This is a genomic window from Lunatimonas salinarum (assembly GCF_017811155.1).
Taxonomy (GTDB): Bacteria; Bacteroidota; Bacteroidia; order Cytophagales; family Cyclobacteriaceae; genus Lunatimonas; species Lunatimonas salinarum.
Map to the genome: position 1 here is coordinate 278,316 of NZ_JACVCV010000005.1, position 24,490 is coordinate 302,805.

19 protein-coding genes are annotated in these 24,490 nt (G+C 42.2%); 3 read left to right on the forward strand and 16 right to left on the reverse strand.

Translation table 11 applies throughout. From position 1 onward, the window contains the following. Nucleotide 1: 1 nt before the first annotated feature. Nucleotides 2-1,204, reverse strand: coding sequence for a Gfo/Idh/MocA family protein (locus IAQ59_RS08160; RefSeq protein ID WP_245189495.1), 1,203 nt, complete (start codon nucleotides 1,202-1,204; stop codon nucleotides 2-4). Nucleotides 1,205-1,528: 324 nt separating this feature from the next. Here IAQ59_RS08160 and IAQ59_RS08165 point away from each other — a divergent pair, with 324 nt between their 5' ends. Together IAQ59_RS08165 and IAQ59_RS08170 are read left to right on the forward strand one after the other, a co-directional pair. After that, nucleotides 1,529-4,603 (forward strand): PVC-type heme-binding CxxCH protein, encoded by a 3,075-nt coding sequence (locus IAQ59_RS08165; protein ID WP_209330302.1) that lies wholly within the window; start codon nucleotides 1,529-1,531, stop codon nucleotides 4,601-4,603. Between the two features lie 14 nt (nucleotides 4,604-4,617). Next, nucleotides 4,618-5,511, forward strand: coding sequence for a hydroxypyruvate isomerase family protein (locus IAQ59_RS08170; RefSeq protein WP_209330303.1), 894 nt, complete (start codon nucleotides 4,618-4,620; stop codon nucleotides 5,509-5,511). A gap of 72 nt (nucleotides 5,512-5,583) precedes the next feature. Here the strand turns inward: IAQ59_RS08170 and IAQ59_RS08175 are convergent, their stop codons facing one another. The 15 genes from IAQ59_RS08175 to IAQ59_RS08245 all read right to left on the reverse strand — a co-directional run bounded on the left by IAQ59_RS08175 (nucleotide 5,584) and on the right by IAQ59_RS08245 (nucleotide 23,632). Further along, entirely contained in the window at nucleotides 5,584-6,744 is a 1,161-nt protein-coding gene (locus IAQ59_RS08175) for a glycosyltransferase family 4 protein (protein WP_209330304.1), read from the reverse strand. A gap of 96 nt (nucleotides 6,745-6,840) precedes the next feature. Continuing rightward, nucleotides 6,841-7,890, reverse strand: coding sequence for an NAD-dependent epimerase (locus tag IAQ59_RS08180; RefSeq protein WP_209330305.1), 1,050 nt, complete (start codon nucleotides 7,888-7,890; stop codon nucleotides 6,841-6,843). Nucleotides 7,891-8,067: 177 nt separating this feature from the next. After that, on the reverse strand, nucleotides 8,068-8,886 hold the full coding sequence (locus tag IAQ59_RS08185; RefSeq protein WP_209330306.1) for a glycosyltransferase: 819 nt from the start codon (nucleotides 8,884-8,886) through the stop codon (nucleotides 8,068-8,070). Nucleotides 8,887-8,894: 8 nt separating this feature from the next. Further along, the gene (locus tag IAQ59_RS08190) at nucleotides 8,895-9,737 is read right to left on the reverse strand and encodes an ATP-grasp fold amidoligase family protein (protein WP_209330307.1); all 843 of its coding nucleotides are present in this window, start codon (nucleotides 9,735-9,737) and stop codon (nucleotides 8,895-8,897) included. Further along, nucleotides 9,734-10,525, reverse strand: coding sequence for a glycosyltransferase family 2 protein (locus IAQ59_RS08195; protein WP_209330308.1), 792 nt, complete (start codon nucleotides 10,523-10,525; stop codon nucleotides 9,734-9,736). Before IAQ59_RS08195 ends, IAQ59_RS08190 begins: the two co-directional genes overlap by 4 nt. Beyond that, nucleotides 10,522-11,751: an EpsG family protein gene (locus IAQ59_RS08200; RefSeq protein ID WP_209330309.1), complete on the reverse strand. Its 1,230-nt coding sequence runs from the start codon at nucleotides 11,749-11,751 to the stop codon at nucleotides 10,522-10,524. Before IAQ59_RS08200 ends, IAQ59_RS08195 begins: the two co-directional genes overlap by 4 nt. Next, nucleotides 11,748-13,007, reverse strand: coding sequence for a glycosyltransferase (locus IAQ59_RS22615; RefSeq protein WP_209330310.1), 1,260 nt, complete (start codon nucleotides 13,005-13,007; stop codon nucleotides 11,748-11,750). Before IAQ59_RS22615 ends, IAQ59_RS08200 begins: the two co-directional genes overlap by 4 nt. 46 nt (nucleotides 13,008-13,053) lie before the next feature. After that, the gene (locus IAQ59_RS08210) at nucleotides 13,054-14,022 is read right to left on the reverse strand and encodes a hypothetical protein (protein ID WP_209330311.1); all 969 of its coding nucleotides are present in this window, start codon (nucleotides 14,020-14,022) and stop codon (nucleotides 13,054-13,056) included. Continuing rightward, nucleotides 14,015-14,977, reverse strand: a complete 963-nt coding sequence (locus IAQ59_RS08215; RefSeq protein ID WP_209330312.1) for a hypothetical protein — start codon at nucleotides 14,975-14,977, stop codon at nucleotides 14,015-14,017. The genes IAQ59_RS08210 and IAQ59_RS08215 overlap by 8 nt, the downstream gene beginning before the upstream one ends. Further along, nucleotides 14,974-16,341, reverse strand: coding sequence for a lipopolysaccharide biosynthesis protein (locus IAQ59_RS08220; RefSeq protein ID WP_209330313.1), 1,368 nt, complete (start codon nucleotides 16,339-16,341; stop codon nucleotides 14,974-14,976). Before IAQ59_RS08220 ends, IAQ59_RS08215 begins: the two co-directional genes overlap by 4 nt. A 69-nt stretch (nucleotides 16,342-16,410) precedes the next feature. Further along, nucleotides 16,411-17,526, reverse strand: coding sequence for a Wzz/FepE/Etk N-terminal domain-containing protein (locus IAQ59_RS08225; protein WP_209330314.1), 1,116 nt, complete (start codon nucleotides 17,524-17,526; stop codon nucleotides 16,411-16,413). 25 nt (nucleotides 17,527-17,551) lie between these two features. Further along, complete coding sequence (locus tag IAQ59_RS08230; protein ID WP_245189507.1) at nucleotides 17,552-20,122, reverse strand: SLBB domain-containing protein; 2,571 nt, start codon at nucleotides 20,120-20,122, stop codon at nucleotides 17,552-17,554. Nucleotides 20,123-20,498: 376 nt separating this feature from the next. Then, complete coding sequence (gene gmd, locus IAQ59_RS08235) at nucleotides 20,499-21,638, reverse strand: GDP-mannose 4,6-dehydratase (protein ID WP_209330316.1); 1,140 nt, start codon at nucleotides 21,636-21,638, stop codon at nucleotides 20,499-20,501. Nucleotides 21,639-21,676: 38 nt separating this feature from the next. Beyond that, complete coding sequence (locus IAQ59_RS08240; protein WP_245189496.1) at nucleotides 21,677-22,630, reverse strand: GDP-L-fucose synthase family protein; 954 nt, start codon at nucleotides 22,628-22,630, stop codon at nucleotides 21,677-21,679. Nucleotides 22,631-22,636: 6 nt separating this feature from the next. Continuing rightward, a complete protein-coding gene (locus IAQ59_RS08245) occupies nucleotides 22,637-23,632 on the reverse strand; it encodes a mannose-1-phosphate guanylyltransferase (protein WP_209330317.1) in 996 nt (331 codons plus the stop codon). A 304-nt stretch (nucleotides 23,633-23,936) separates the two neighbouring features. Between IAQ59_RS08245 and IAQ59_RS08250 the strand changes: the two genes are divergently transcribed. Continuing rightward, nucleotides 23,937-24,443: a UpxY family transcription antiterminator gene (locus tag IAQ59_RS08250; protein ID WP_209330318.1), complete on the forward strand. Its 507-nt coding sequence runs from the start codon at nucleotides 23,937-23,939 to the stop codon at nucleotides 24,441-24,443. The last annotated feature ends 47 nt before the right edge of the window (nucleotides 24,444-24,490 follow it).

Genomic DNA, 24,490 nt, shown 5'->3' on the forward strand with positions numbered 1-24,490 from the left:
CTTACTTATCGTCAAAATCCGGGATGGCCAAGCGCTCACCATTCCTCAGGGCGGACTGATGGGCTATGATTCCGGGAACGGTATACGCCAGCGCTTCGTAGACGTTGACCTCCGGCATCCGATCCTCTACGATGGCTTGTATAAACTCGTGAGTAATAAAGGTGTGGGACCCTTCGTGCCCACTGTTGTGCCGGAGCGCCTCCGGAAGCATGTCTGTCAGCCACCACTGGGTGGGCGAGTAGTCCTCCACCCTATTGGCAGTATGTTCAAAACCCGCGTCGTCCTTCCCCAGTTCACCGGCTACCTGCACCTTCACATGCCGGTCACCATGCCCCATCGGCAGGTACAGGCTCATGCGGCTTCCCCTCCATTCGGCCCTCTCGGCACTTCGCAGCGCACCCTTCCAGTTAACTTCCACGCGGAAAGGATGCCCCAGGTTGGTCTGAAAGAACGCGGTTTCGTTCCAAAAGGGATTATTATAGGGATTGCCCTTGAGCAGCGGACTATCATCGCCCCAGCCCAGGCAACTCACGTGCGTTAGTCGCTCGCCCGTGACGGCGATCAAAAAGGCCGTACAATGGGTTGGATAATGCATAGGCGCCAGTCCATGGCGCCACGTCGGCTTTCCTCCTTCAAACCATAAGACTTCCAGCCCGGGATGATTATACTCTGCAGCGGCGCTGAACAGATGCCCGAATTTACCTTCCTTGAAGTAGCGCTTTGCCGTGATGGTGCTTTGCATATAGGTACTGGTCTCTGCCATCATATAGGTAAGACCAGTTTTAAGTACCTCTTCTTTCACCATCGCGCACTCTTCCACCGTCATGGCCATAGGTACCGCACATAATACATGCTTACCTGCCCGCAGCGCTGCCAAGCTGTGTGCGGCATGATCCGGTGCAGGTGTTGCCAAAAACACCGCTTCAACTTTTGGATCCTTCAACAGCTCGGCCAAAGAACTGTAGCTTTTAGAGCAACCATATACCTGCATGAGACGCTCCCTCCTATCCTGTCTCAAATCACTTACCGCCTCTACTATGCAATTGGGATGCTCGTGAAAACTAAAGGAAGTACCAAATCTGCCCCCCACTATACCTACCCTCACTTTTCGATCGGTGGGGGTTGCGAATGTCAAATTGGGAGTTAAGGAAAGGCCCGCCGTGGCCAAACCCATGGCTTTTAGAAAAGTACGTTTCTTCATCATTCTTCTTCAAGGATTATTGCAGGTCAAAATTAATGAAAAAGGAATCGTAAGTACCGTATGATTCACCATTCTTTCTTGGATACACCGCACGTTATCTACCTAAATTGGATCGGCATTACTATTCCCTATGAAGGTACCCCTATTTGGCTAAAAAGACTAACGTCGCCCGCTAAAAAACAACTGGAGCCCACCCAAGACCCCATAGGTAGGGAAAAAAGAAAACTACTGACTGTCTGGTAAATTAATCAAAAAGCATTGGTATTATAGGTTAATTTTACCTTTATTAGGAGGTTAAATAACCCCAAATACAATAACGTACATACCATGAATACGAGCGGCTCGACACTCTTCCTCGCCATGCTACTGGCTGGCACCGTTCTTTTTTCCTGTAATTCCCATTCAGCTAATCACGATGAAATCCCTTTTGATTCCCTATCTGCGGAAGAAAAGCGCCTTCCTGAAAACGCCTTGAGAGGGATTACGGTGCATGAAGACCTAGTAGCAACGCTGTTCGCCTCTGAACCGATGGTTACTAACCCGACCAATATAGACATAGACCAACGTGGGCGCGTGTGGGTTTGCGAGGCCTACAATTATCGCCCGGCCATCACAGGAAACGACGTGAAATCTGAGGGGGACCGAATTGTCATTTTGGAGGATACCAACGGCGATGGCAAGGCAGACAAAAGCACGGTTTTTTACCAAGATCCAGCATTGAATGCTCCTTTGGGCATTTGGGTGATGGGCAATCAGGTCATCGTCTCCCAGAGTCCTTACGTATGGCTACTAACCGACTCTGATGGAGACGATATGGCTGACAAAAAGGAAATTCTATTTCAGGGTGTCGACGGGGAGCAACATGACCATGGTATGCATGCCTTTGTTTTTGGGCCTGATGGCAAATTTTATTTTAATTTCGGTAATTCCGGAGGACAGATCAAAGATCGAAACGGACAGATTATTAAAGACCAGAACGGCAACCCCATCACCAAGGAACATTATAAAGAAGGACTGGTCTTTAGGTGCAATCCGGACTTCTCAGAGGTTGAGGTTTTAGGTCAAAATTTCCGAAACAACTACGAAGTTGCTGTCGATTCCTACGGTACCATGTGGCAATCTGATAACGATGACGATGGGAATCAAGGAGTACGTATCAACTTCGTCATGGAGTATGGCAACTACGGATATCGAGATGAAATGACCGGTGCTGGGTGGCGAGCTAACCGTACCAACAAAGAAAAGGAGATCCCCTTGCAGCACTGGCACCTGAATGATCCCGGGGTAGTTCCGAATCTTTTGCAAACCGGTGCAGGATCTCCTACCGGCATGACGGTTTACGAGGGTGACCTCCTGCCCGAGGTGTTTCATGGACAGATGATCCACACGGATGCGGGCCCCAATGTGGTGCGGGCCTATCCAGTCCAAAAAGACGGTGCGGGCTATAAAGCCGAAATCGTAAACCTCATGCATGGCGACCGGGATCAATGGTTTAGGCCATCCGATGTATGCGTAGCTCCCGATGGATCCCTAATGGTGGCAGACTGGTATGACCCTGGTGTGGGCGGTCACCAAGTAGGTGATCTAAACCGGGGACGAATATTTCGTCTTGCTCCCCCTGTGAGTCCCTATAAGGCACCACCGTTTGACTTCAGTTCCGTTGAGGGTGCAGCAAAGGCATTGGAAAACCCCAATCTTTCCGTTCGATACCTTGCCTGGAAAAAATTACAGGCGGAGGGAACGGCGGCAGAAGGTGTGCTAGCAAAAATCTATGCGAATCATGAAAACCCACGGGTAAAAGCGCGGGCGTTATGGATTCTGGCAAAGGTACCGGGTATTGGTCCAAAATACGTTGATCAAGCTCTAAAGCATGAAAATCCGGAAATCCGCATTGTGGGGCTTCGGGCAGCCCGACAAACCAAACTAGACTTAATACCGATTCTTTCCAAAGTTGTTGAGGACACGGATCCGCATGTTCGCCGGGAAGCAGCCATTGCCTTACGGAACACGACCGATCTATCTGCTCCTGAACTTTGGGCAAAACTTGCTTCCCAGCACGACGGAAAAGATCGTTGGTACCTGGAAGCACTGGGAATCGGTGCTGAGGGGCAGTGGGATCGCTTTTATTCGTCATGGCTCAAATTGGCTAAGGATCCCATGAACAGCCCATCCGGCCGGGATATTGTTTGGCGTTCCCGAACAGCTCAGGCAATCCCGCACCTAGCCTCCTTGGCCTCCGATGAATCGGTTCCCCTAGAAAATAGACTGCGCTATTTTAGAGCATTTGATTTTAATCCTGCCAAAGCCGAAAAATCCCGTGCTTTAATAGAAATGCTGGAAAACCCAAAGGTGCAACAAGAGACACCGGAAAATCAAAGTCAGGTGAAAAAATTGGTACTAACGCACATGGACCCCACGTATTTACCGTCTTCGCCCAGTGCACAGGCCGCCCTAAAGTCCATACTGGATGAAACCTACGGTACAGAGGCCTATTTGGAAATGGTTCAACGCTTCAAACGATCCGATGAAAACCCCCGATTATTAGCTATGGCCTTGGAGCAGTTTGACAATAACCTGGGAAGGACCTCGGCATCAACCTTATTGGAACAAAACGGTAATGAGTTGGTAAGGCAGGTGCTTCGCGGTTCAGACGAAAAGAAGAAAGTGAACATGCTATTGGCCCTACGGCAGATCGGATCCAGCGAATCTATCGGATTAATAGAGGCTGTTGCCTTTGATCAGTCTATGCCGCTTGCGATCAGACGTGAGGCAGCGTCGGCAATTGGAGGGAGCTACAGTGGCGAAGACCGGGTATTGGAATTGTTGAAACAGGGCAAGTTTCCGGAAAACCTAAAAGCCTCTGCAGTCACAGGGGTAAGTAGGGCTTGGCGAAAGAGTGTCCGCGCAGAGGCAAATACCTACTTGGTGTCGGATAGTGAATCAGATAATCCTCTTCCTCCACTAAACGAGCTATTGGCAAAATCAGGTGACATAGAAAATGGCCAGCGTATTTTCCGAACCAACTGTGCCGTCTGTCACCAGGTGGGCGATATGGGTATGGATTTTGGTCCCAAATTGACTGAAATTGGCAGCAAGCTCTCCAAAGAAGCTCAGTACTTATCCATCCTTCATCCAGACGCTGGTATAAGCTTTGGTTACGAAGGGTACGTGATAGAGATGAAAGACGGAAGCACGCTCGGCGGCATCATTGCGAGTCAAACAGAGACGGACATTGATCTGAAAATGCCGGGAGGTATCAGTAGAGCATTAAAAACCAGTGATATCCTCAAGATGACACAGATGGAGTCTTCCATGATGCCTTCTGGATTGGAAAAAGCGATGAGCACCGACGAATTAATAGATCTCGTAGAGTACTTGATGAGTTTAAAAAGAAATTCTTAATCCATAACAACGATATGAAGCAAACCTCAAAAAACAAACGGAGAAAAGCCCTTAAAACGCTGGCGGGTACAGCTACTCTTGGATTAATTGCCCCCGGCTTAACCCAGCGGTTGATGGCCGCAGAAAACAGCCTACCTATGCCCTTAAAAGGAAACATAAACCACTCAGTTTGTCGCTGGTGCTATAATAACATCGAACTGGAGGATCTTTGTGTGGCTGCGAAGGAAATCGGATTAAAGTCAATAGAGCTTGTGAGCCCCAATGAATGGCCAATTCTGAAAAAACATGGCCTGGATTGTGCCATGCCCCAAGGCGCTGGTATGGGCATTGAGCGAGGCTTCAACGATCCGAACAACCACGATGCATTGGTAAAAAGCTACGAAGAAGTAATTCCCCAAGTCGCCGCTGCTGGATTTAAACAAATTATTTGCTTCTCTGGCAATCGACGCGGCATGGACGACGAGACCGGAATAGAAAACTGCGTAAAAGGACTTAAGCGGTTGATGCCAATCGCCGAAAAACACAACGTTATCATGTGTATGGAGTTGCTGAATAGCAAAGTGAACCACAAGGATTACCACGCTGACCATACAGCTTGGGGAGCTGAAGTCTGTAAGCGGGTAGCATCCGAAAACATCAAACTGCTTTACGACATTTACCACATGCAGATCATGGAAGGCGATGTGATAGCTACTATCCGAGAATTCCATCCATACATATCCCATTATCATACCGGTGGTGTGCCGGGTAGAAACGAAATCGATGAAAGCCAGGAATTGTATTATCCTGCCATCATGCAAGCCATTTTGGAAACAGGATATAAGGGCTATGTTGGCCAGGAATTTATTCCAAAAAGGCCGGATAAAATCGCATCTCTCAAACAAGGAGTGGAAATCTGTGATATATAGAGGGGATGCTAGAAAAAAAAAGGCGGACCATCTAACAAAGATGGTCCGCCTTTTTTTTCCTATCGGATGAAATCAATTCATATTGATTTCATCCTTTCTCAGGATATCATCTGCAATCTGAAATTTCCTTTTTGATTTCATCCGATCCTCCTGCACCTTTTCCAAAACCGGCGGTGCAGCAAGCGTGAGTACTTTCACCCGCTTTAAAGTCTTAGAATCCATCCAAACACCCAACAGCGCAATCGAAACGACCATTAAAGGGAGTAACACATGGTCATCTAACCCAGCTAACACAAACGAAGTTAGAATAAAAACCGTCTTGACCCCCCCTAAAATAAGGGCTACCTTGTCATGCCCCAGCCCCATCCGGATCAAAAAATGATGTACATGACTCTTATCCGGCTTAAGTGGTGATTTCCCTTTGGAAATACGTTTTATAAAAATCCGAACGGTATCATAAACAGGTACTATCAGCAAAGCCAATCCCGCCGCAATCGGTGCCTCCAACTTATATCCTTCCCAAGAGGCCATGGTCCCATTCTTATCCACAAACAAGATAACCAAAGCGGTCAAAGCAAAACCGAGACTAAGCGAACCCGTATCCCCCATAAAGATTTTGGCCGGATGCCAGTTGAAAAACAAAAAGGAAAGAATTCCCCCGACTAGGGTAAAACTAATCAGGCTATAGGCCTCCATTCCGATATGGTGAAACCAAAAACCCAAGACAGAAAAAGAAATAAAACTCAAGGTCCCCGCCAATCCATCCGCCCCATCTATTAAGTTAAAGGAATTGGTCAGTACAATCAGCAGAAAAAACGTAAGCGACACACTCAGGAGATAAGGCAACTCGTACACCCCCAAAAAACCATAAAACCCCGATATGCGAATATCGGCCATGACAATAACAAAAAACGCTGGAATACATTGACCCAGTAGCTTTTGGAATGCAGATAACTCAATCAGGTCATCCCTAAGACCCACTGAAAACATGATGGCGAAAGCCACCAGAAAATACCGGGTTTGGTTAATCTGCTCAAACTCCATCCAGGCAAAAATGCCGAAAAAAGCAGCCAATACAATCGCCACACCTCCCATCGAAGGTATTTTACCTGTATGGATCCTCCTACCTCCGGGGATGTCGGTAAACTTCGCTCTTTTTAACGCGAGTATGATAACCGGCGTGATAAGAAACCCAATAAAAAAAGCGGTAGTAAGGGAGAGAAAAATATTCATGCGTTTTTAATTTCTACAAATATAGACACAATTCAATGGTAATTGGAAAAAAACCGTCGAATTTATGCAAATGTTCTACTACATACCGTCAACGTATCAACCATAATACGAATTATACCAATTTATAAATTTTGAAACCCCTAGCTTAATGGAGGTATTAGGTTTATAGCCAAGCTCCCTTTCCAACGCTTCCGTGTCTGCGTAGGTTGAAGGCACATCACCGGGCTGAATCGGTAACAACTCCTTTTTTGCTTCTATTCCCAAGGAGTCCTCTATTGCCTTCACGAAATCCATGAGTTTAACGGGCTTGGAGTTACCTATATTGTACACTCTATACGGTGCTTTTGCTTTGCTCGGGTCTGAGTTGTCTGATTCTAGGTTTGGATCTGCTTGGGGTGGATTGTCTACTACCCGCACCACTCCTTCGACGATATCATCTATGTAGGTGAAATCCCGCTGCATCTCCCCGTAATTATACACTTGAATAGGGTTGCCTTCCTTCATAGCCTTGGTAAACAAAAACAAAGCCATGTCCGGTCTCCCCCAAGGGCCATATACGGTAAAAAACCGCAGACCCGTTGTCGGAATGCCAAAAAGATGACTGTAGGTATGAGCCATTAATTCATTGGCCTTTTTAGAGGCTGCATACAAAGATACCGGTTGATCTACATTGTGGCTAGTAGAAAAGGGCATTTGGGTATTTGAACCGTATACAGAGCTAGAAGAGGCATACACCAAATGCTTAACCATATAATGCCTACAGGCTTCCAAAACATTCAAAAATCCGATGATATTAGCTTCAATGTAAGCATCTGGATTGATCAGAGAGTACCGGACACCAGCCTGGGCTGCTAAGTTTACTACCTTTTCGATACCTTCCTTGGCAAACAATTCAAACAAGCCATCTTTATCCTCCAGTTTGAGTTGCACAAAACGATAACTAGGGTATTTGACACTCTGCGCCACTTTACCATAACTGACGGCTTCCCGAGCTATTCCGGTTTCTTTTAGGCGACTGTACTTGAGGTCCACATCGTAATAATCATTGATACTATCCAATCCAACCACTTCATCGCCCCGTTCAAGCAAACGCTTGGCAAGGTGCATTCCGATAAATCCGGCAGTGCCGGTGATTAAAATTTTCATTTGTTTTGAGTTAGCTACAGGCAAACGATAGGCACAGCTAAGTGGCCTATCGACCACAAATTAGGCACAAACCGAAACTAGTGTGACAAATTTGGATTCGCAAAAATCAATATAAAAAGCCAAGAATCTCTGCACTGGAGGACCAAGACAGGTTTCATTTTTACGAAAAACCAAAGACTACCTAAGGAATCCTTTGTAGAATAGTTTTCGAAATGAATTGGGCAAAAGCCTTACGAACATACGAAGGATTACGTTTCTCACAAACTCTAAGCGATTAATAAAGCCAATTCGCATAAAGTCTCTTTGCACCGCAAATTCTATCTTTCCATATTTCAACCCACCCCTTCTTTTAAATAGGGCGGTACTTACCCGCATAAACAAAAGGCTTTCTTGAATATTTGCCAATTTGTAACCACTCATCAACAACCTTGCCCAAAGTTGATAATCTTGCTGATTTGCGTACGGATCATAATTGCCTACCGCTAACACAGCATCTTTACGAAACATTACCGTTGGATGATTTAAAGGACACCTTTTTTTGGCAAAAGGAAAGAGGTCTTCCGGATCTGCTGGTAATTTTCGATAGCTAACGATGTTTTCCGGACTATCCTGAAATTCAGCAATCCAAGACCCTACCACTGCAATTTCAGGATGGCTATCCAAAAAGGACACCTGTTTTTCAAATCGCTCGGGATGGCAAATATCGTCTGCATCCATCCTAGCTATTAACCCGTATTCACATAATTGTACACCTAAATTAAGCGACTTTCCTAAACCAATATTTTTATCATTTTTGATCAAGCGCAACGGTAAAACTTCGCTCCACTTTTCAATAACCTCAGCCAAAGCAGCATTTATCGGGCCGTCTTGTATCAGTAGAATCTCAGCCGCTTTAAGTGTCTGATTGGAAAGACTTTCAAAGCATTCATTGAAATGATTCGGATCATCCTTATCGTAAACACATAGCAAACAGGAAAACTTAGTAGAATTATGCATAAAAATTGTTAGAATAATACTTCAATTCTATCTCCAAAAAATTTATCAAATTTCTCGGGCTTGAATTTCTCTAAACCATTTCCCGGATAATTCGTCAACTCACCAAAGTAAACATGATCATTTACCAAAAATAAATCGACTCTTATAAAGGGAAAATCAGCTGAAAGATCCTCTGCTATAGCCAATGCATGCCGCCATTCCTTTGGCTTCTCCAATGAACCACCTTTCGGAAAATGAAGCTCGAAATCCAAAGGCTGAAAGTCTCTATTATAAATATTTCGGCGATGATCCTCAAATCTATCAAGATCTACTTGAATGAACTCGACTTTGCCATGAAAACAAAAAAACTTAAAATCGGGCGGAACTGCTGCCTTATCAGTCTTAAGCAGCTCTTCTACAATTAAATAGCGTTTTAATCCTTTATAATTTCGCTCCCTTCCCCTCACATAATAATCAGTTTTCAACCACTTTGTTGTCAACTCACTCACCTCTTTATACCCATGAATATCTTTGTCAACTATTTTAACCATTTTTGAGCCATGATTTCCTTTTATTACAAATTTTTGAGGAAGCATTTCGTAAATGGATTGAGAAAAGTCAACGCCATCCCACAGAAGCGGAATTAAGGAACAAGATGGTGCCTTCTCTGCTACAAATTTTCTAACTTGGATACGATCAGAAACCAATACACGAAGCTGGTTATCTGAATAAATCTTTATGAAATTTATTTTCTCATTGAACGTTTTGGGTCTTAATAGATTCAACAGTTTTCCATGCTTAAACAAAAAAAGCGTCCAAGTATACAAACTATCTGGAAACCAACGTAATAAGGAAATAAGTAAATCTCTCATCGACTCTTCACTGATTTAATAGTACGAACTAGCCTATCCTCACCTAATACGCTTGTTATCATAACCTTTATCCCAAGTAATCCTAACCTTTTGAAAGCAACCAACAAGCCGAAATATTTTCGGTTAACTTTCCAAGAATCACGGGCTCTGACCAAAGCAGTATTCAAGTCGGTGTAGGACGTAGAAACGCCTCCCAGCTCAAAAACTGAAATAACCTGGTCCAAAAAAACAAAGGGTATTTGGCTAATTTTCTGAGCTTTAAGCTTATAATCAGCATCAGCGCTAATCTTTAGTGTAGTATCGAAAAAACTCTCCTTATAAAAACATTTTGGAAAAAACATTGCCTGATGATTGGGCACATTATGTTTAAGCCAAGCAGAAATACTATTTTCGTCAACCGATAGAGGCGGAAAATGCCAGGAATCATCATGGGAAGAAACCAAAGCACGACCAAAATAAACCGAATTTCTATCAGCTACAGCAGAAGCAAACGAAGCTAACACTAGATTAGAGGCAAAGTAATCTCCTGCATTCAGAAAGATCACGAAGTCACCAGTAGCAAGTCGAAGTCCTTTGTTCATGGCATCGTAAATTCCTTCGTCAGGTTCGGAAATAAAACAGGAAACAAATTGATCAAATTGACGAACAACATCGACAGTACCATCGGTAGACAGACCGTCTACAATAATCACCTCCGTTTGTCGATAGGTCTGCGAGCTGATGGACGAGAGTGTTGTAAATACACCCTCCCTATCATTGAATACAACAGTAATAATCGAAATTTTCATTTCAAAAGCATCAATTTTAGATACCCGCCTAATGGGTAGAGCAGCTCTCCGAAGGCTAAATACTGGTAAACGCCGGAACCTGAATTGATTGACGCATAGACTCTATAAATGGCTATAACTACAACCAAACCAATGACCCAAGGAAAATATCTTGTGGGGAAACGCTTTGCTGCTACACTGCCAAACGACAAAGCAATCATAGGAAGTGAAAAAATAAACAATCGCTCATAAATAATCTGCGCCTCTGGAAGCATTAAAAAAAATCCAATTACAAAGAAGTTGACCACAAAGGATATTGAAACAAAACGGTCGTAGTTAAAGAATCCAACGTAGCCGATGAACAAGAAAACAATCAATAGCGATTTAAAATAAAACGCCGTTCGCTCCACGCCATCTCTCTCCAAATAACTCAAAATTTTCGAGAATCCCAATCCGTTGGCCAGAAAGTCAACAAGGGGTTTAAATAATACAGGAAAAATAACCAGAATACCTAGACAGAAAACAATAAACTTGACTTTAGAGGTGCCTTTATTAACAAACTCAGCATAAAATATAACCAGAAAAGCAAATGCAAAGGTAACCATCTGAAAAAACGCTGAGATAACCAGCAAAAAGTAGCCTCTATGCTTACTCAATGGTAACTCAGTCAATCCGATACAAAAGACCAAAAACGACACCTGCGCTCGAAAGAGATGTGCATTGGAATAAGACCCATCTGGAAATAAAAATAGATAGCAAAGGACAACCAAGATAAACCGACTCTCATCAATCCTTCTACAAAGGAATATTATTAGAATGGCGGTTAATAAATAATGCGAAAAAATAAAAACTTCATCGCTCCCATTAAAATAGTTTTTCAACACCCACCATGGGAGATACCAAAGTGGTTCGTAGTCTCCAAGCCTGGCAAAAAAACGAGAAAATAGCTCGATAAATGAAACGTTGTCGAGCTCGTTATATCTTACCAAATATTGGATAACATCATCTCCCGAAGACGCGGTCCAGAAAACTCCATAATCCCTGAAATAAAAGACGAAAACAAGAAATACTAAAACGAAAATCTTGCTAAAGAGAGAGAAAAAAGGTAATCCAGAATAGTTATAGAAAAATGCCAGTAAGAATAAAAGGTATAAAGGAGAAAAAAAAAAGCTAACACCGATCAACGCATAAGGGACTACAAAAGCATAGCTATACCAGCGACCAATCGTTGGACTATTTGTTGTCATCTAGCTATAGGGTGATTTTTCAGGAAACGGGTACTAAAATCCAAATACCTTTTAACTACTACCTCCCCGCTGAAATTCTCCAGTACAAAACGACGTGAACCTTTCCCTAATTCAACAGAATGGTGAATACTCCAGCTAATCCCCAGGGCCAAATCAATTCCAGACACTTCAGAAGCAAGATATCCGGTCACTTTATGATTTACCATATCCGAATTACCTCCTATGTCAAAGCAAACGACTCCAGTTCCCGAAGACATACTTTCCATGATGAAATTTGACAGGTTTTCCTGTAGAGAGGGCACTACAGAAATGTCGGCGGCATTGAAAACGAGGTTTATGGCCAAGTCATCCTGAAACTTGCCAAGGTAGATTGTCCTATACCGAAAAACAGGGCTGTTGACCGATTGGCTTGCTCCAAGCACCAAAATTTCAACCTCTTCCTCGTCAAAATCCAGCCTTTTTATCGCCTCCGCCAAATACGTAAAGCCCTTCCGCTTGTCCGACGTAGCAGACATGGCTCCAAATAGTATATGTTTTTTGCTTGGGTCCAAACCCATCAAGGACTTTGCAAATCCTTTGTCAATAGGTTTAAAAACATTAGAATCAATGGTATTTGGAATACTTACGACTTCTTTTCCTTGAAAAACCTTAGATTTTAAAGCTTCATTAGCTATCCATTTACTTAACCCATTAACAATTAAATTGGGATGCCTTTTAACCGCAAACAACTTCCTGTCAAAATTACGATAGGCTAAATCCTTCAATTTTGAGGACCCAAGCACTGGACATTTTCCACAATGGTTAAGAAACTTGCCGCAAAATTGATCGTAGTGACAACCACCGGTAAAAGCCCACATATCATGCAAAGTCCAAATTATCGGCTTCTTTATTTTCGGAATATCTTCAATTCTTAAGAAACCACCCGCAACCCAATGAAGGTTAACTATATCAGCATTAGATTCGTTAATATACCGAAGTAATCGGCCCGTAGGCAAAAAGTTTGATGAAAATAATTCATCCTGCCTTTTCCTGTAAAGCATAAGTGGAATGGAATCTAACGTAGGAACCGTAGCTACAAGACCCTTTTTAAATTTATCTGATCCCGATAGGCAAACAATAGATTCTTCCCCTGATTGCTTAAATTGAACAACCATTTGGGAATCAATACCTTGCTTTAAAAACGCGATATGGAGCCGATATGCAGCTTTAGCAGCTCCGCCTAACACGTCCGCATTATTAACTATTAATACCCTCACTTGAATTCAATTTTTCTATATGACACTGAAACCTAGGCATGTCAAATTAAATCCTAAAACTATTAACAAGCTTTAAACATTTAAATAGAAGATCCCGTCTATAAAACTGAAAAGCAAAAGGAACCACAAAGGGATTATCAATATCCAAAGAATCGAACTTATTCATCAATCTTTTGTACGTAGAAATATAATTACTAACTACCAAATCATTTGAAAATCCATTGTAAAATGATTCAAACAAGCAAAATAATTTTTCATTTAAATATATCGAAATAACCTTACCTTTTACTCTATATCCATTAACATTATTCCTCTTAATAATCTTATTATAACTAACTAAATAGCGACTTTTAAAAACTACTCCACCGATGTTAAAATTATCATAAATATCTAAACAATCTAGCAAAATAGAATAATAATTCGCCACCAGATCCTGAATATCAGCCCCATTCAAAGAACCATTAAAATAATTCTCTCTTGCCTCAGAGCTAACTTTCAAAGCATTATATTTATCAGAAAAATTATCTATCGATTGACAAATATTCTTAAACAATAATAACAAATCTCTATCGGACCTCTTTCCTTTTATGAAAAAAGACGGAGAAATTGAAATAAGAAAGGTTGCCCAAATTAAATTTAAAAAATTTGAATGTTCCTCACTTTGCAATTTTGGTATATAGTTACAAACATTATACTCCAAATTTAAACCATATAGGGTATGCATAAAGGTTAAATCAGGCAAAATAGACTCTGGGATTATCAATGGGTCATGGAAAAACAAATACTTTCTAACTGAATCTTGTTCGATATAATTAAGTATCTGTTTCCTCTCTTTGCTAAATTGACTATCCTTTAAACATATCAAAACATCTAGATCTGAAATAGACGGAAAAGAAGGATTTCCAAACTGTCCATAAAGAACCAAACTTAAATGCTTTTTACAAAACTCTCCGAGATCGTAAAAAGAATCTTGATAATCTTCACTTGTTAAAACTCGCAATCCGTGTTTATACATATCTCTTAGACTCAGAAACAAAACAATCTACATGTTTCCGCTTCAACGAATTAATACTTAAATTAAACAAATTACTAGAATTAACCCTAGGTGAAAATTTCCGAGAGAATAACCGCCATAAAAATGGATCCCGAAAAAAATTTGTCAATCTAGCAAACATCCGGAATTTATAGGATTCAGTGATTAAACCCCAGTTTTTGCGACAGTCTGTAGCCCATTCAATACAAAACAAAGCATCTCTACTAAAAATCAAATCTGCTTTTTGAATTGAACTTTTTTTATCTAGATCATTACCGATAGTCTGAAAAATAAACGCAGGCATTAAAGCAAATGATCCAACCAAACATTTCAAATCATATGTATTAATTTTATTCCTAATCAACAAATCAAAAAGACGTTCAATATTATCACAGGTCACATAAATATTTCTTCTTAAGCCGAGTAGACTTCTAGTTTTATCAATATTACCCACAAACTTGCTATTTCCTAGGATACGAAAGGAATTCCGCACTACGCTTACTGGCATATAGGAATCATCGTAATGAACCAAATCCTCAGAAAAACAACCCCAATGTCCATGGTGCTGCAAAGGATCAATCCGGCAAAACTCCATATCAATTTTAGACAGAATTTTGGATATCGAGGGTAAAACACCATCATTATTCGCTTTCTCGAAATTGATTATTACAAAATCATCAATATCAGAAAACGGGGTGGTCGAATCATCTACCCAGCTTCCATGGAGGAACACAGAAACATAATCCTTGTATTGATCGAGTCCATCAAAAAGAGCGTTAATACTGTCTGCCTTAGAATTCTCTTTGACATCTAATTCAAAAGGGATAAGATTAGTATTATCAGCAAGGACTGCCTCTTTGTTTTTACTTCTCCTTATTAACGACAAAATCGAAAATACAGTACTATGTGATCGAATAAACCTATTTATATCTCTCATTTATCCCAAATACCAGTGGCCGTATTATTGACAATTTTAAAATATTGCATCGGTCTTAAAATCACTGAATATCCTAAACAAAAACAAGTGGCTAGCGTAACTCCAGTAGTACCTAAACCAAGATTTTTAGCAAAAAATATACTAAGAGGAATATTGAGAATAATTGTAATCACACTTGTTACCAATTGAAGCTTAATTTTTCCAACGCCATTGATAAAATTGACATAAACCATATTAAAAGTAGACAACAATACAAAAAGCGCCATCGCTAAAGATAAACTAGTGGGTACGTAGACCTTTTCACCAATCCAAATCAAATAAAACCAATCAGAGATGAATACCATTAAAATTAATATAAAAGGAATTGCAAACCAAATTTTCTGAATGTTATTTACAGATCTCTTTATCCATTCAAAATCATTATTAGTATATGCTTCGGTAAATGATGACCAATACGGTGAAATCATTATCGTGTAAACCATTGTCAATATAGAAAAATACCTATAACTAATATTATAAGGAACAACCTCTTCAGGGGAAAATAGTCTAGCAATTATAAAGTTATCAGTCGAGAAAAGTACTAACGCTGCAATCTGGATTACAAAAAACTTAAAACCCAATCCAGAAATATCCTTAACATCGTCCCAACGCCAAAGAGACAGGCGAGGTCTATAGCGTCTATATCTAGAAGAAAATGCAAATAAATTTACGCCAAATAGAATTAAACTTGGGAGAGCCGAAAAAATTATTCCAAATGTCAACAGTGAACTATTTGAAAATACAGTCAATAACCAAATCACTAACAACGAAATCAACTGAATATAAAATTGAACCTTACCCTGTATCGAATGGTGTTGATCTGCTGTATATATCGTCGTTATTAGCTTTGCTACCAATTGGATGCCAAAAAAACCAAAAAGAATTGGCATCAAGATCTGTAACTGCCCAAGTAGTTGTGGCGAAGTGTTAAATACCTCAGTCCAATCCACAAAATAATTAATCACATAAAAAAGGAAAAAAAGGACTAAACTGATCGTTGCAATCGTAAAATAGGCTGAACTTACTAGTGATTGTGCTCTGTCATCATATCCTAAAGACTTTGCTTCAGCAAATTTATTTCTTAGTCCATTTCCTAATCCGATATCAAAAAATGAAAACCAGGACATGAAAGAACTTAAAATAAGCCATATCCCATAATTTTCATTATCGAGAAAATTAATGGTTAGGGGTACTGTTAAAAAATTAAACAAAATGGTTCCTCCTTTGTAAATAAAGGACCAACCAATGTGCTTAACAATATTTTTAGTTCTAATACTCTGAACTCCAAGTTTATGAAGCAAAAATACTTTGATCTTTTCTATCACCCTATAGCCTAAAAGTCTTCTATATTAGATAACGTTTTGCTTTTATTCATACCCTATATTAAAACACTTTTACTTTTCATCCCATTGCCTCCTTATTTCGCTAATGAATTCAATAGCGAATATATATCCAATACCCAATACACCCCCTAAAAAAGCAAATATAATTATCACAATCGGACGCCTAGGTGCCGATTTTTCAATCGGAATGGTTACCGGCTGAATCACAGAAAAAACAGGGGTATCCTTGGATACCTGTAACTTGGCCTGTTCCAACTGCTTTGCCAGCTCGGTATAGATGGTGAATGCAAAGTTATATTCTGCCTCTAATCGCTGCAGTTGATTTTGCGCTGTAGCAGATACTATGTTTTGGTTCCTATCTCTAAAAGTTGCTAGCTTGGACTGAATCTCTTCAAACTCCGTTTTTTTCTCCCTATAGCGCTCCTCTGTGAATTTCAACTGCTCCTTCGCATTCGTAATCTTATAGGCAATCACTTCTTCCTGCAACAGATTCTGTACATGCGTAGCCATTTGCGCCGCCATTAACGGCTCAGGCAATACAAAGGAAATCGTCACAAAACCTTCCTTTTCATTTGGCGTGATAACCAACTGTGATTCTAATCGCTTAAATAAATCAGATTCTTTTTTTGTTATTACGATCAACCCATTGTTCGACTCAGAAACAGACACTTCTGAATCCCCTGTTACTAACTTTGTAATCATACCAGGCAGCCCGACTATAAAATCCTTTATCGATCCCACTAGGCCTGGAGAATAAATTTCTTCATAGTATTGTCGATAGGTCACTAACTCAGAGCTTCCAGAAACGGAAATTTTGGACTCTAGCAAACTCTTTCGAAAGGTCGCCGAACTCACAATCTTGGGGTAAAGTGACGGCGGTATTTCGCTTCCTGCACCTATGTTCCCCAAACTGATGCCTGCCAATGAGGCAAGTCCACTCAGTGAACCTCCAGCTCGGCCCGACTCAGCGGTTTGAGGCACAAAGGTTGACGAAGCCGTAAATTGCTTCGGCAATACAAAAGCAGCCACCAATCCCAACACCGCAAAAACACCCACAAAATAATACAGCTGCTTTCGATGTTCCCATATTGTCTTTATCAATGCCAAAAGATCCAACTCACTTCTGGGGTTGGTCTTGGAATTATCGTCGGTAGGCTGATCCAACATCTGCTATGAAATATTTCGAAATAAGCTAATTACTAATCCTATCAATCAATATCACCAACGTAGTCAGACTCGTGGCCAACCCAACCCAGCCCTGCACACTCATGGGCTCTCTTTCCGGTTTGGTAGGCACGATAATCTCAGCTCCAGGCTCAATAGGGGGATACGAATTAATGAACAAAAATTTCTTGGTGCGTTGCACGTCTCCATTGGCATATACCACATAGGACCGACCCCGCCTAGACTTTTCGGTAAAGCCTCCCGCACGGGATATGTAGTCCTTAAAGCCTGAGTGGACTCTATACCTCGCAGATGTAGGGTACAACACTTCCCCTCGCATCCTGACCGTTTGCAGTTCGCGCGGAATACTTAGTACATCCCCCTCCCGTAAAATTAGATCTTCGGGGCCATAGGGATTTGCCAAAATGGCCTCTAAGTTAATACCTATCAACTCGGTATCCCTGATTTGAATCTCACCTACACCTTCTTGTGCCTCTCCAAGATCTATAATGGATTGCTGCCGGAAATCCTCGGTATTCATCGCATCCCTAGCGGCCTCCCCACTCCGAATAGACTCCTCTATTTTTTGATCAATACGTGCCGACAAAATCTTCTCTGATTCCGTACGGTCTAAACTATCCCTACTAATATTGGCTTTTACCTTAGTAAGTGTAGCTGCCTTCAGCTCATCTTCGCTCAAATCACTGTAAAACTCATTCCTTCTGATCAAGGTGGCTCCTTTGGGGTAGGCATATGGATTGAGTCCACCCGCTCGATTTACCAAATCGGATATTCGTTCGTCTGCACGGGCGATGGCGTATTCACCCGGAAAAAAAGCCTCTCCATCTACACGTACCAGCTGCTCCCGCTGAAAGCCGGGACTCCTGCGAATGATTACATGGTCAAAGGGCTTCAGCGCCTCTAACGCATCGGTTCCGGTCACTTTTAGGTCTTTATCTATTTCCAAATGAATAATTTCTGCCAGCTTTCCAGATGTATCGTCCTTTACCCTTCTAGCGATCTCTATATTGGCAGCGGTCGCAGACTCCTTGAATCCCCCTGCCTTAAGCACCAAATCCGCAACAGTCATGTTCTCGCCAAATGCAAATGCCCCGGGTCGGTTGACTTCCCCGGAAATCTTGACATAATATTCCTCTCTCAGGTCGTAAATACTCGGTATATGTAACACATCCTCCCTCCTAAGGACGATGTCCTCCTGCGCATCATTTAGAATGGCTTGAATATCTACAGGGAGTATTTCCAACGAAAAGTCGCCCTTAGTTCTATAAAGTGTAGCACGATTAACGAAGGCATCCTCCCTTAACCCCTGTGCTTTCGACACCAGGTCTCTGATTCCCATTCCTTCGATAAGCGCAAAGGTTCCCGGCCGCATCAGGGCACCGGTGACTTGCACTCGATTTTCAAACCGATTGAGGATTTCACCTACCCGATACGTGTCTCCATCCTGCGGAAAAAAGGTATCAAAATGTTCCGCTACTACATCTTCCACCCGCATTTCATCCCCTGTCATCCGAGTAACTGTCATACGATCTGTAAAGGCCTGACTGGTAAATCCACCCGCAAATTGAATCAAATGTTCTACAGTCTCTCCTGCCTTCATTTCAAAAAGTCCTTCCCTTCTTACAGGTCCCTGAATTTCAACCCTAGACCTGATTGGAGGAACGATAATAACGTCGTTATCCTGTAAATACACTGTACTGGTAAACTCCCCTCGCGTCAAAAAATCATAGACATCTATCTCCTTTAAGAGCTTGTTGTCCCGATATACCTGAATATGTCTGAATGAACCGTTTTCGTTTGGACCACCGGCTGCAAAAAGGGCATTGAATGGCGAAGCGAAAGAGGGCAGGGTATAAGTGCCGGGTCGTACCAGCTCTCCAACCATTGAAACGGATACTGTTCGGATATTCCCTAACCGCAGATCCAAAAACGTATTGGGATTACTCCCCTCAAGCCCGGCGTAAATCCTACTTAACGCAGCTTTGATTCTGACAGTGGCCGCCGAAATGCTGGAACCTCCTGCCTGAATAGGGCCTACATTAGGAACAAAAATACTTCCATCCGGATTGATCGTAAGATCATACGATTGCTGGGATGCCCCATACACATCTATCAGCAACTGATCACCGGCTCCCAACACATAACCTTGGGGAGTTGGTATATTCAAACTGGGATTAAACGTGAGCTCTCGACTGTGAAAAAGCTTGTAACCAAATATACTTTTTTGCTTTGGGGTGAGGTCGTAGTAGGGGTCTGATTTACGAAGCGAATCAAACAAATCAACCGGATTTTCGGTACGTTGAAGTTGACGCAACTGATTCCCTCCACCCCTGTTTTGCAGTTGCTGACCGGATATCCCTCCACTTTGTAGCGAATTGATTCGCTGTCGCAATTTGGCCACTTCGGAGCCTGGCATTCCCCTCTCAGCGGCCATATTAATCATCTGCTGCTGGTTCAATCCTTGGGATTCTCCTCGCTTTATCAATTGCTCAATCTGCGCATCGGACAGATTGTCGATTTTCACATGTTGGATCTCCTGCAAAGACTGCCCGAAGACCAATGCACTAAAAAGAGCCATCAATGCAATCGAAAGGACGAAAACCACCCTTATTCCCGGTTTGATCATTCTTTGCAGATTTTTCTGATTACCATTACGACATTACTAATAAAGAAAGCCATTGACACGGCTTCGCCACGTCAGTCCCAAATAAATCCGAAACCATTAATAAAAAACGTAGACTACCGAAAGCGCATAAAGCATGGGATAAACGATGCCTTTGCATAAATCAAGCCACAAAAATACAGATTCTAAATTTAAAAATACAATGTATCCAAATTATCAAACTAAGGAACCGCATTTATTAAGGCACAAAAAAACCACCAACCTAAAATCTGGAAAACCTAAGCTGGATTTCCAGATGTTCGATTGATGGCTTGATATAGCTTAAAACGGCCTATTCTGCCTGATTCAACACCTTGTGACCTCCTTTAATCAAGTGAATGTCCCGTTGAAACAGCCGCACGTCAGAGGAAACCATATCAGCAACAAGCATAGGAAGGTCGTATTTGGGAGTCCATCCCAATTTTTCCTTTGCCTTAGTTGGATCTCCAATCAGGAGGTCTACTTCCGTTGGGCGAAAATACGCAGGATCAATCTTGACCAACACATCTCCCACAGCTACTTTGAAACCTTCCATCTTAAGCACTTCCTTGGCAACCGTATAGTCAATGGAATCGAGAATTCCTACTTCATCTATACCCTGCCCTTCAAAACGGACTTTGAAGCCGATTTCCGCAAAAGCCATTCGGATGAAATCCCTTACGGTGGTAGTCACACCGGTGGCAATGACATAATCTTCCGCTTCATCCTGTTGCAAAATCCTCCACATGGCTTCCACGTAGTCCTTTGCATGTCCCCAGTCCCGTTTGGCATCCAAGTTTCCCATGTATAGATTTTTTTGAAGTCCCAAACCAATTTTGGCTACCGCACGGGTTATCTTACGAGTGACAAAAGTTTCTCCCCTAAGCGGCGACTCGTGATTAAACAGAATGCCATTGCAGGCATACATCCCATAGGCTTCCCGGTAGTTTACGGTGATCCAATATCCGTAGAGTTTAGCCACGGCATACGGTGACCTGGGATAAAATGGGGTGGTTTCAGATTGAGGAACCTGCTGAACCAACCCATATAGTTCAGAGGTGGATGCTTGATACACTTTGGTTTTCTTTTCCATCCCCAATAATCTGACCGCCTCCAAAATCCGCAAAGTGCCTATCCCATCTGCATTTGCCGTATATTCCGGCGTGTCGAAACTGACCTTTACGTGACTCATCGCCGCCAAATTATAAATCTCATCCGGCTTAGTCTCCTGAATAATCCGGGTTAGGTTCATTGAATCGGTAAGATCTCCATAGTGCAAAAAAAGATTCTTGTTCTCCTCATGCGGATCCTGATAAAGATGATCGATGCGGTCTGTATTAAAAAGCGAAGCCCTACGCTTGATACCGTGAACAATATACCCTTTCTCCAAAAGTAATTCAGCTAGGTAAGCACCATCCTGCCCTGTGATCCCCGTAATTAATGCTGTCTTCATGTTAATCGATTAAATGAAATTGCCGAAAATATAGATTATTAAATTTTTACTTCCTTTACCCTGTCTACATTAGCCAAAAACCAATCGTAGGTTTCCTTGATACCTTTATCCAATGAGATTGCATACCTCCACCCCTTTTCCGCCATCTTGGATACATCCATCAGCTTCCTAGGGGTGCCGTCAGGCTTGCTGGAATCCCATACTATCTTCCCCTGGTGCCCTGTCGTTCGCTGTATCAATTCCGCCAACTCCTTGATCGTCAGGTCAACTCCGCTGCCCACGTTGTAAAGGTTATCTTCAAATGTATGCTCCATGGCGAAAATTACCGCATCTGCCATGTCATCTACGTGCAAAAACTCCCTCATCGGCGTACCCGATCCCCATAATACCACATCGGCATGCCCATTTAATTTTGCCTCATGAAATTTGCGGATCATGGCAGGCAGTACATGGCTGGTTTGCAAATCAAAATTATCAAAGGGACCGTACAAATTGGTGGGCATCAGACTGATAAAGTCTTTATCAAACTGCTTCCTAATAGCTTCACAAGCCTTTACACCTGATATCTTGGCCAAGGCATACCACTCGTTGGTAGGTTCCAGCGAAGATGTAAGCAAATACTCCTCCTTCAGCGGCTGCGGAGCAAATTTCGGATAGATACAGGAACTTCCCAAAAAAATAAACTTCCCCACGCCAGCATGCAGCGAAGAGTCTATCAAATTGTTTTGAATTAACATGTTGTCCATCAAGAACTGATAGGGATAACTATTGTTAGCCAAGATTCCACCTACCCTCGCGGCCGCATCAATGACAACCTCCGGCCGCTCAGCATTGAAAAAATCCCGGACGGCCTGCTGATTTCTAAGATCCAGCTCACTGCTGCTTGACCCGATTAAACGCTTGTAACCTTTTTTTTCAAGCGATCGCCAAATCGCCGCACCCACCATTCCATGATGCCCTGCAACGTAAATCTTTGCCTGCTTTTCCACCATATCGAATTATGCTAAAAGTTCTGGACTTTCCTTTTCCAATCGTTCATATATCTTTTTCACATCCTGCGCTTTCGAACGGTCCAAGACCAAAATTGCATCCGCAGTCTCCACGAGAATGACATTTTCAACCCCTAGAAATTCGACCCGCTTATCGGAACCAATCACCAAATTAGATCCTTTGCGGGCTGTGCTATCAGAAGGGGTGAACTCATATAATGCATCAAACGACCCCATATCCGACCAACCGAATTTTGAAGGAACAACTTTGATACGCTTAGAACGTTCCATTACCGCATAATCTACACTAATGGACGGAATTTCCATACTCTCCGGGAGTGGTAAAAAACCCTCCTTAGATTGCTCAAAAGCCCTTTTTGACGTGGCATAAACCGTCGGTTCATACCGGGCGAGTTCATCCAAAAACACACCCGCAGCAAAGCAGAACATGCCGCTGTTCCAGAGAAAATTCCCTCTGGCAATAAACTCTTCCGCTAGCGCAAAAGACGGTTTTTCCCGAAAGGACAACACTTCGTTTCCTGTGTACTCAATATAACCAAAACCCGTTTCAGGCTTGGCGGGTACTAACCCAAAAGTGACTAAATGGTCTTCCTTTGCCAATTCGATTGCCTGATATATCGCATCTGAATACGCCGTACCAGCCTGTATCAGGTGATCTGACGGTGTCACCAACAAAATATCCTTAGGATGTACCGATAAAGCCGCGAAGGCAATCGCTGCCGCTGTATTTCTGGGAGCGGCTTCAATCACCTCTTGGTATTCGCTTGCATCAAGCCCCTTGAGTGAGTCTCTCGACAATAAATAATTATCCTTTCCCCCAACTACCACTACCTTTTCACAGAAAGGCTGATTCCGCTGTACGGTAAGTTCAAACAAAGATCTGCCTTCAAACAGGGGCAGATACTGCTTCGGTCTAGATTTTCTTGATAAGGGCCAAAGCCTACTCCCAACGCCTCCAGATAAAATTACGTTAATCACACTCATTTCAGAAAGTAAAAGTTTTTGGTCAGCAAAATACGATCAGATCAAATGATAAACCGGGTAAAGTTAAGAAAACCCCCGCTATCTCGGCGCAAATCTAATAAAAAATAATGAGTTACATTTATTATTATTCAAAATACATTTATTTAGTGTTTTAATCACCTAAATAGCTACCAAGTATCAGACGGTGAATAGGTGAGGTGAATAATCTAAATGGGCCAAAGGATTTAAATATTTGACTGGAATACGTTCGGAAATCGGTGTTCAATTGAATATTTTTGTCAGAGTCAACTAAATACCCTACCGTATGAGTGAAAACAACCGTTGGTTTGTGATGTATACTGCGCCTCGGGCAGAAAAGAAAGTGGCGGAACGACTTTCCGAAAAAGGAGTCGAGGTATACCTCCCTATGGTAGAACAGGTTAGGCAATGGAGTGATCGAAAAAAAAAGGTAGTTGTGCCACTTTTTAACGGCTATTTATTTGTGAAAATACCCAAAGACCGTCTTTGGGAAGCACTGCAAGTCAACGGTGCCGTGAAGTTTGTTAATTTTTCAGGCGAGCATGCCTCGGTGCCGCAAACAGAAATAGATACGATTCGTAGGATAATAGAAACGGGCGTGTCTGTGGAGGTAAATACAGATCCCATCGAAAAAGGTGAAAAAGTGAGAATCCTAGGTGGACCACTAGAGGGCTTTGAGGGCGAGTGTGTACAGAAATCCAACCAAGACTATTTTATTATACGAATTCCCGGAATAAACCAAAACATGCTGATCAATGTTGCCAGGAAATATTTGGATGTAATCAAAGACTGATTGATCTAATCCCGTTAAGCATTCGGTGAGAGGGTTTTCGATGCAAC

Bases quoted from the DNA above. Each gene is read 5' to 3' on its own strand.
- IAQ59_RS08180 (WP_209330305.1), bottom strand. From the start codon at position 7,890: ATGAAAATTTTAATCACCGGCACTGCCGGATTTATCGGAATGCACCTT.
- IAQ59_RS08240 (WP_245189496.1), bottom strand. From the start codon at position 22,630: ATGGTGGAAAAGCAGGCAAAGATTTACGTTGCAGGGCATCATGGAATG.
- IAQ59_RS08190 (WP_209330307.1), bottom strand. From the start codon at position 9,737: ATGAGAGATTTACTTATTTCCTTATTACGTTGGTTTCCAGATAGTTTG.
- IAQ59_RS08250 (WP_209330318.1), top strand. From the start codon at position 23,937: ATGAGTGAAAACAACCGTTGGTTTGTGATGTATACTGCGCCTCGGGCA.
- IAQ59_RS08185 (WP_209330306.1), bottom strand. From the start codon at position 8,886: ATGCATAATTCTACTAAGTTTTCCTGTTTGCTATGTGTTTACGATAAG.
- IAQ59_RS08245 (WP_209330317.1), bottom strand. From the start codon at position 23,632: ATGAGTGTGATTAACGTAATTTTATCTGGAGGCGTTGGGAGTAGGCTT.
- IAQ59_RS08175 (WP_209330304.1), bottom strand. From the start codon at position 6,744: ATGAATATTTTTCTCTCCCTTACTACCGCTTTTTTTATTGGGTTTCTT.
- IAQ59_RS08160 (WP_245189495.1), bottom strand. From the start codon at position 1,204: ATGATGAAGAAACGTACTTTTCTAAAAGCCATGGGTTTGGCCACGGCG.
- IAQ59_RS08200 (WP_209330309.1), bottom strand. From the start codon at position 11,751: ATGACAACAAATAGTCCAACGATTGGTCGCTGGTATAGCTATGCTTTT.
- IAQ59_RS08215 (WP_209330312.1), bottom strand. From the start codon at position 14,977: ATGAGAGATATAAATAGGTTTATTCGATCACATAGTACTGTATTTTCG.
- IAQ59_RS08170 (WP_209330303.1), top strand. From the start codon at position 4,618: ATGAAGCAAACCTCAAAAAACAAACGGAGAAAAGCCCTTAAAACGCTG.
- gmd (WP_209330316.1), bottom strand. From the start codon at position 21,638: ATGAAGACAGCATTAATTACGGGGATCACAGGGCAGGATGGTGCTTAC.
- IAQ59_RS08230 (WP_245189507.1), bottom strand. From the start codon at position 20,122: ATGGCTCTTTTTAGTGCATTGGTCTTCGGGCAGTCTTTGCAGGAGATC.
- IAQ59_RS08225 (WP_209330314.1), bottom strand. From the start codon at position 17,526: ATGTTGGATCAGCCTACCGACGATAATTCCAAGACCAACCCCAGAAGT.
- IAQ59_RS08165 (WP_209330302.1), top strand. From the start codon at position 1,529: ATGAATACGAGCGGCTCGACACTCTTCCTCGCCATGCTACTGGCTGGC.
- IAQ59_RS08210 (WP_209330311.1), bottom strand. From the start codon at position 14,022: ATGTATAAACACGGATTGCGAGTTTTAACAAGTGAAGATTATCAAGAT.
- IAQ59_RS08195 (WP_209330308.1), bottom strand. From the start codon at position 10,525: ATGAAAATTTCGATTATTACTGTTGTATTCAATGATAGGGAGGGTGTA.